Origin of the sequence: Coprococcus sp. LG101-27 (assembly GCF_027695515.1) — a bacterium.
GTDB classification, from domain to species: Bacteria; Bacillota; Clostridia; order Lachnospirales; family Lachnospiraceae; genus Allocoprococcus; species Allocoprococcus comes.
Map to the genome: position 1 here is coordinate 58,792 of NZ_JAQEUJ010000019.1, position 6,175 is coordinate 64,966.

Annotated in this window: 6 protein-coding genes; all 6 read left to right on the top strand. The window is 44.1% G+C overall.

Annotated elements, in window-relative coordinates; genetic code table 11:
* Window positions 1-6 precede the first annotated feature (6 nt).
* The 6 genes from rbfA (at window position 7) to PG766_RS12695 (ending at window position 6,118) form a co-directional block, all read left to right on the top strand.
* Window positions 7-378 (top strand): 30S ribosome-binding factor RbfA, encoded by a 372-nt coding sequence (rbfA, locus tag PG766_RS12670; RefSeq protein ID WP_008369305.1) that lies wholly within the window; start codon window positions 7-9, stop codon window positions 376-378.
* Between the two features lies 1 nt (window position 379).
* Complete coding sequence (locus PG766_RS12675) at window positions 380-1,342, top strand: DHH family phosphoesterase (RefSeq protein ID WP_118199807.1); 963 nt, start codon at window positions 380-382, stop codon at window positions 1,340-1,342.
* Window positions 1,339-2,265, top strand: coding sequence for a tRNA pseudouridine(55) synthase TruB (gene truB / locus PG766_RS12680; RefSeq protein WP_117556507.1), 927 nt, complete (start codon window positions 1,339-1,341; stop codon window positions 2,263-2,265). The genes PG766_RS12675 and truB overlap by 4 nt, the downstream gene beginning before the upstream one ends.
* Window positions 2,266-2,281: 16 nt before the next feature.
* Window positions 2,282-3,214 carry a bifunctional riboflavin kinase/FAD synthetase gene (locus tag PG766_RS12685; protein ID WP_055247055.1) on the top strand — a complete coding sequence of 311 codons (933 nt, stop codon included), beginning with the start codon at window positions 2,282-2,284 and terminating at the stop codon, window positions 3,212-3,214.
* Window positions 3,215-3,434: 220 nt separating this feature from the next.
* Window positions 3,435-3,701, top strand: coding sequence for a 30S ribosomal protein S15 (rpsO, locus tag PG766_RS12690; RefSeq protein WP_008369295.1), 267 nt, complete (start codon window positions 3,435-3,437; stop codon window positions 3,699-3,701).
* A 329-nt stretch (window positions 3,702-4,030) separates the two neighbouring features.
* Entirely contained in the window at window positions 4,031-6,118 is a 2,088-nt protein-coding gene (locus tag PG766_RS12695; protein ID WP_008369294.1) for a polyribonucleotide nucleotidyltransferase, read from the top strand.
* Window positions 6,119-6,175 lie beyond the last annotated feature (57 nt).

The window sequence follows — 6,175 nt, forward strand, 5'->3', positions numbered from 1 at the left end:
TAGAAAATGAGAAAAAACAGCATTAAGAATACAAGAGTAAACGCAGAGGTACAGCGTGAACTTAGTACTATTCTGCGTGGAGGGATCAAGGATCCGCGTGTTGCACCGATGACTTCGGTTGTAGCGGTAGAGGTTGCTCCGGATCTTAAAACCTGCAAAGCATATATCAGTGTCCTGGGCGATGAAAAAGCCCAGGCTGATACCCTGAAGGGATTACAGAGCGCAGAAGGCTATATCCGCCGCGAACTTGCTCATACACTGAATATGCGTAACACACCGGAGATCAAGTTCGTACTGGATCAGTCCATTGAATATGGTGTCCGGATGTCAAAGAAAATTGATGATGTAACAAGAGATTTACGGGAAGAGGATGATTAGTATGTTATTAGATGCAATTTCAAAAGCCGGGACGATCGCACTTGGCGGACATGTCCGCCCGGATGGGGACTGTGCTGGTTCCTGCATGGGATTGTATAACTATGTCAGAGAGAATTTTCCTGAAAAAGAGATCGATGTTTATCTGGAAGAGCTTCCGAATACACTGAAATTCATGAAAAATACAGATAAGATCCGGCATGAAGTGACGGAAGAAAAAACCTATGATCTGTTTATCGCACTGGATTGTGGGGATATGGGAAGACTTGGATTTTCGGCAGTCCTTTTCAAAAAAGCGGCAGTAAGATTCTGTGTAGATCATCATGTGAGCAACCAGAGTTTTGCAGACCAGAACTATATCATGCCAGATGCAAGCTCGACAAGTGAGCTGATCTACGATCTGCTGGATTATGGGAAGATGTCTGTGGAGACTGCCGAGTGCCTTTACACAGGAATGGTGCATGATACCGGTGTGTTCCGTTATTCCTGTACCCATCCGTCGACCATGCGCGCAGCAGCAGCACTGATGGAAAAAGAGATCGATTTTACAAAAATAATTACAGAGACTTTTGATGAAAAGACCTATGCACAGAACCAGGTTCTGGGGCGTGCATTGTTGGAAAGCTTTCTTTTTATGGACGGAAGATGTATTGTATCTTATGTTACAAAAGAAGAGATGGATTTCTACCAGGTAAAAGCGAAACATCTGGATGGAATCGTAAGCCAGCTGAAACTCACAAAAGGGATCGATGTTGCAATTTTTATGTATGAGCTTGAACATGGAACTTTTAAGGTAAGTCTGCGATCCAGTGAAAAGATAGATGTAAGTGTAGTTGCAAGCTATTTTGGCGGCGGCGGACACGCAAGGGCAGCCGGATTCTCCATGACTGCCACACCACATGATATCATCAACAATCTGGCAAGAAGACTGGAACTTCAGTTTAACAGTGGGAGCGAAGCGGAATGATACATGGCGTACTGAATGTATATAAAGAAAAAGGCTATACGTCCCATGATGTGGTTGCAAAGCTGCGCGGGATCGTAAAGCAGAAAAAGATCGGGCATACCGGAACCCTTGATCCGGATGCCGAAGGAGTACTTCCGGTCTGCTTTGGGAAAGCAACAAAGCTTTGTGACCTGCTGACAGATAAAGATAAAACCTATCAGGCGGTTCTTCTTCTCGGTCAGGTGACGGATACACAGGATACTTCCGGTCAGGTTCTGGAAAAACATAGCACAGAAGATCTGACCAATGAAAAAGTAGAAAATGTGATCCGCAGCTTTGAGGGAGAATACGATCAGATTCCGCCGATGTATTCGGCACTCAAAGTTAACGGGAAAAAGCTTTATGAGCTTGCCAGAGAGGGCCAAGAAGTAGAGCGGAAAGCACGAAGAATCACGATTCATGAGATCCGGATCCTGGAGATCAATCTTCCGGAGGTAAAACTGGAAGTGACCTGTTCAAAGGGAACGTATATCCGTACACTGTGTCATGATATCGGTCAGAAGCTTGGCTGTGGCGGATGCATGAAAGAGCTTTTGAGAACACGTGTAGAGCGGTTTGGACTTGAAGACAGTATCCGGCTCGGTGAAATTGCACAGCTTCAGAAAGAAGGAATTCTGGAGGAGAAGATCATCGCGATAGATGAAATGTTTCCAACGTATGCACAGGTCGTACTGCCACCAAAAACGGCCGCGGCAGTACGGAACGGGAATAGTTTCAGAAAAAGAGATATTTCACAGGAAACAGCATTAAAGGAGTATGAGAACGATGAGAGAGTCCGCGTGTACGATGAATCGCATCAGTTTATTGCGATTTACTGTTACTGCAGGAAAGACGATCTCTTCAAGATTGTAAAAATGTTTTTTGATGGAAATGAAAAAAAGTAATTAAAGAGGAAAGAACATGGACTATATCAGAGGGCTGGAAGCCTATCAGGATTCCAGAGAGGCAGCAATCACACTCGGCAAATTTGATGGAGTTCACAGAGGACATCAGAAGCTGATCAAAAAAGTATGTCAGCTGAAGGCGAAAAAAGGCGTTCGTTCTGTTGTGTTTGCATTTGATATGAATCCGCTTTATGAAAAGCTTGGAAAATCAAGAGAAGGGATCATGTCCAATGAGGAGCGCAGATGTCTTCTGGACAAGAAAGTAGATGTACTGCTGGAATGCCCGTTTTCCGAAGATGTCACAAGTATGTCGGCAGAGGATTTCATCCGGAAGATCCTGATTGAGAAAATTCATGCCCGATATATTGTGATCGGAACGGATTTCCACTTTGGGCATGACAAGCGTGGTGATGCAAAAATGCTTGCAGAATATGCCGATGTGTATGGATATGAACTTTTTGTGATTGAAAAAGAGATGTACGGAAAACGGGAGATCAGCAGCAGCTATGTCAGGGAAGAACTTCGGAAGGGAAATATGGAAGCTGTGAATGATATGCTGGGGTATGCATATACTGTACGGGGAAAAGTAGAGCATGGCAGGCAGCTGGGCAGAAAACTGGGATTTCCGACACTTAATGTACATCCGTCAAGGGATAAACTTCTTCCACCGAACGGAGTTTATCTGGATAGTGTGAGGATTGATGGAATCTGGTACAACGGAATCGGTAATGTCGGGTTTAAGCCAACGGTATCCGATGAGAACCGGATGCTGATCGAGAGCAATCTGCTGGATTACAGTGGTGATGCCTACGGAAAAGAGGTAGAGATCCAGCTTTATCATTTTAAGAGACCGGAGCAGAAGTTTGAATCGATAGAAATGATGAAGGCTCAGATCGATCAGGATATTGCTTACGCAAAAGAATTTTTCCGTTATCATCATAAGAAATAACAGAGCCGGTGAAAAAGCTCCGGAAATGCGGTTATTTACAGGCAGCCTGTGAACAGGAATATGAAAACCTGCCAGATGCGGGAAAGATAAAATCCTTCTTGACAGGATTCGGGGCATATGGTACACTAGGCAAGTATGAAAAACCGATGTTCGGCAGATGGAATCTCCAACCACTGCTTAATATCAGGCAATTAACAGTATATTTAGGAGGTAGTGACAAATGATCACAAAAGAAATGAAAGAACAGATTATCAAAGAATACGGAAGAACAGAAGGAGATACAGGATCTCCGGAAGTACAGGTAGCTCTTCTTACAGCAAGAATCAATGATCTTACAGATCACTTCAAAGCTAATCCGAAGGATCACCACTCAAGAAGAGGACTTCTTAAGATGGTTGGACAGAGAAGAGGACTTCTTGCATACCTTAAGAAGAATGACATTGAAAGATATCGTTCACTGATCGAAAGATTAGGTTTAAGAAAGTAAGACGTATTTTACAGGGAGCGAAAGGCATCAGCTGGATGTCTTCGCTCCCTGTTTGTTTACGCAAACAATGAGCCGAACCGGTACAACATGCATCATCCATGCCAATCAGCATAGTGATTGACATGGGAGTGACCAATAACCGTGTTTTGCCACATTTTAAAGTTAGTTATATAGAATCTTGCAAGAGATGTAAGGATATGATATAATACAAAAGATTGTGGGTAGAGATTGCGTCCGAGACCACTGAAAAGTATATTTTGAGAAGTGTATTTTTCAGTAGTTTCGGAGATTTTACCCGTCAGATAAACAGATAAAAAAGGAGAACATTTATGTACAAAAAGTTTGAAATGGAACTGGCAGGCCGTACACTCCGCGTAGATGTTGGAAGAGTTGCCAAACAGGCGAACGGCGCAGTACTTATGCATTATGGTGATACAGTTGTGCTTTCAACAGCAACTGCATCCGACAAACCAAGAGAAGGAATTGACTTCTTCCCGCTCAGCGTTGAATACAATGAGAAGCTTTATGCAGTAGGAAAGATCCCGGGAGGATTTAACAAGAGAGAAGGAAAGGCATCAGAAAATGCTGTTCTTACCTGCCGTGTGATCGACCGTCCGATGAGACCGCTTTTCCCGAAGGATTACAGAAATGATGTAACTTTGGAGAACCTGGTTCTCTCTGTTGAACAGGACTGCTCACCGGAGCTTACCGCTATGCTTGGATCAGCGATTGCAACTGCTATTTCTGATATCCCGTTCGATGGTCCGACAGCTTCTACCCAGGTAGGACTTGTTGACGGAGAACTGGTATTCAATCCAACCGCAGAGCAGAAAGAAAAGTCCGACCTTGCACTGACTGTTGCATCTACAAGAGAAAAGGTAATCATGATTGAAGCCGGAGCAAATGAAGTACCGGAAGCTAAGATGCTCGAAGCCATCTTCGCGGCGCATGAAGTGAATCAGAAAGTCATCGCATTCATCGACCAGATCGTTGCAGAATGTGGAAAACCAAAACATGATTATGTAAGCTTTGCAGTACCGGAAGAACTCTTTGAAGCGATTCAGAAGATCGTAACACCGGAAGAGATGGAAGTTGCAGTATTCACAGATGACAAGCAGACAAGAGAAGAAAATATCCGTAAGATCACAGAAAAGCTGGAAGAAGCTTTTGCTGATAACGAAGAATGGCTTGCCAAACTTGGTGAAGCTGTATATCAGTACCAGAAGAAGGTTGTTCGCAAGATGATCCTCAAAGACCACAAGCGTCCGGACGGTCGTGCAATCGAAGAAATCCGTCCACTTGCCGCAGAAATTGACCTGATCCCGAGAGTACATGGTTCTGCTATGTTTACACGTGGACAGACACAGATCTGTACCATCACCACACTGGCTCCGCTTTCAGAAGCACAGAAGGTAGACGGACTGGATGAATCTGAGACATCCAAGAGATATATGCATCACTATAATTTCCCGTCATACTCTGTAGGTGAGACAAGACCTTCCAGAGGACCGGGACGTCGTGAGATCGGACATGGAGCCCTTGCTGAGAGAGCACTGGTACCGGTACTTCCGTCAGAGGAAGAATTCCCGTATGCGATCCGTACCGTATCTGAGACATTTGAATCTAACGGTTCTACTTCTCAGGCAAGTGTATGTGCATCTTCTATGTCACTTATGGCAGCCGGTGTACCAATCAAATCTGCAGTTGCAGGTATCTCATGTGGTCTGGTAACAGGTGCTACTGACGATGATTATCTGGTACTTACAGATATTCAGGGGCTGGAAGATTTCTTCGGAGATATGGACTTCAAGGTAGCAGGTACACATAAAGGTATCACAGCGATCCAGATGGATATTAAGATCCATGGACTGACAAGACCGATCATCGAAGAAGCAATTGCACGTACAAGAAAAGCAAGAGTTTACATTCTGGATGAAGTTATGGCTAAGACAATCGCTGAGCCAAGAGCACAGGTTGGCAAGTATGCACCGAAGATCATTCAGATGAATATTGATCCGGCTAAGATTGGTGAAGTTGTAGGTCAGAGAGGAAAGACCATCAACGCAATCATCGAAAAGACAGGCGTTAAGATTGATATCACAGATGAAGGAAGTGTATCTATCTGTGGCGTAGATGCAGACAGCATGGAACAGGCAAGAAAGATGATCGCTACCATCGTAACAGACTTCGAGGCAGGAATGGTTCTTGAAGGTGATGTTGTAAGCATCAAAGAATTCGGCGCATTCATCGAATTTGCACCGGGCAAAGAAGGAATGGTACACATTTCCAAAATCGCTAAGCAGAGAATCGATCATGTAGAAGATGTTCTTTCTATCGGAGATCACGTCAAAGTGGTTTGCCTTGGAAAAGACAAGATGGGACGTTTGAGCTTCAGCATCAAAGATGTTGCAGAATAAAGTTTTATAAAATCAGAAGGGGCTGTCGCACTAATTAGTGCGCAGCTCCTTTTCTTG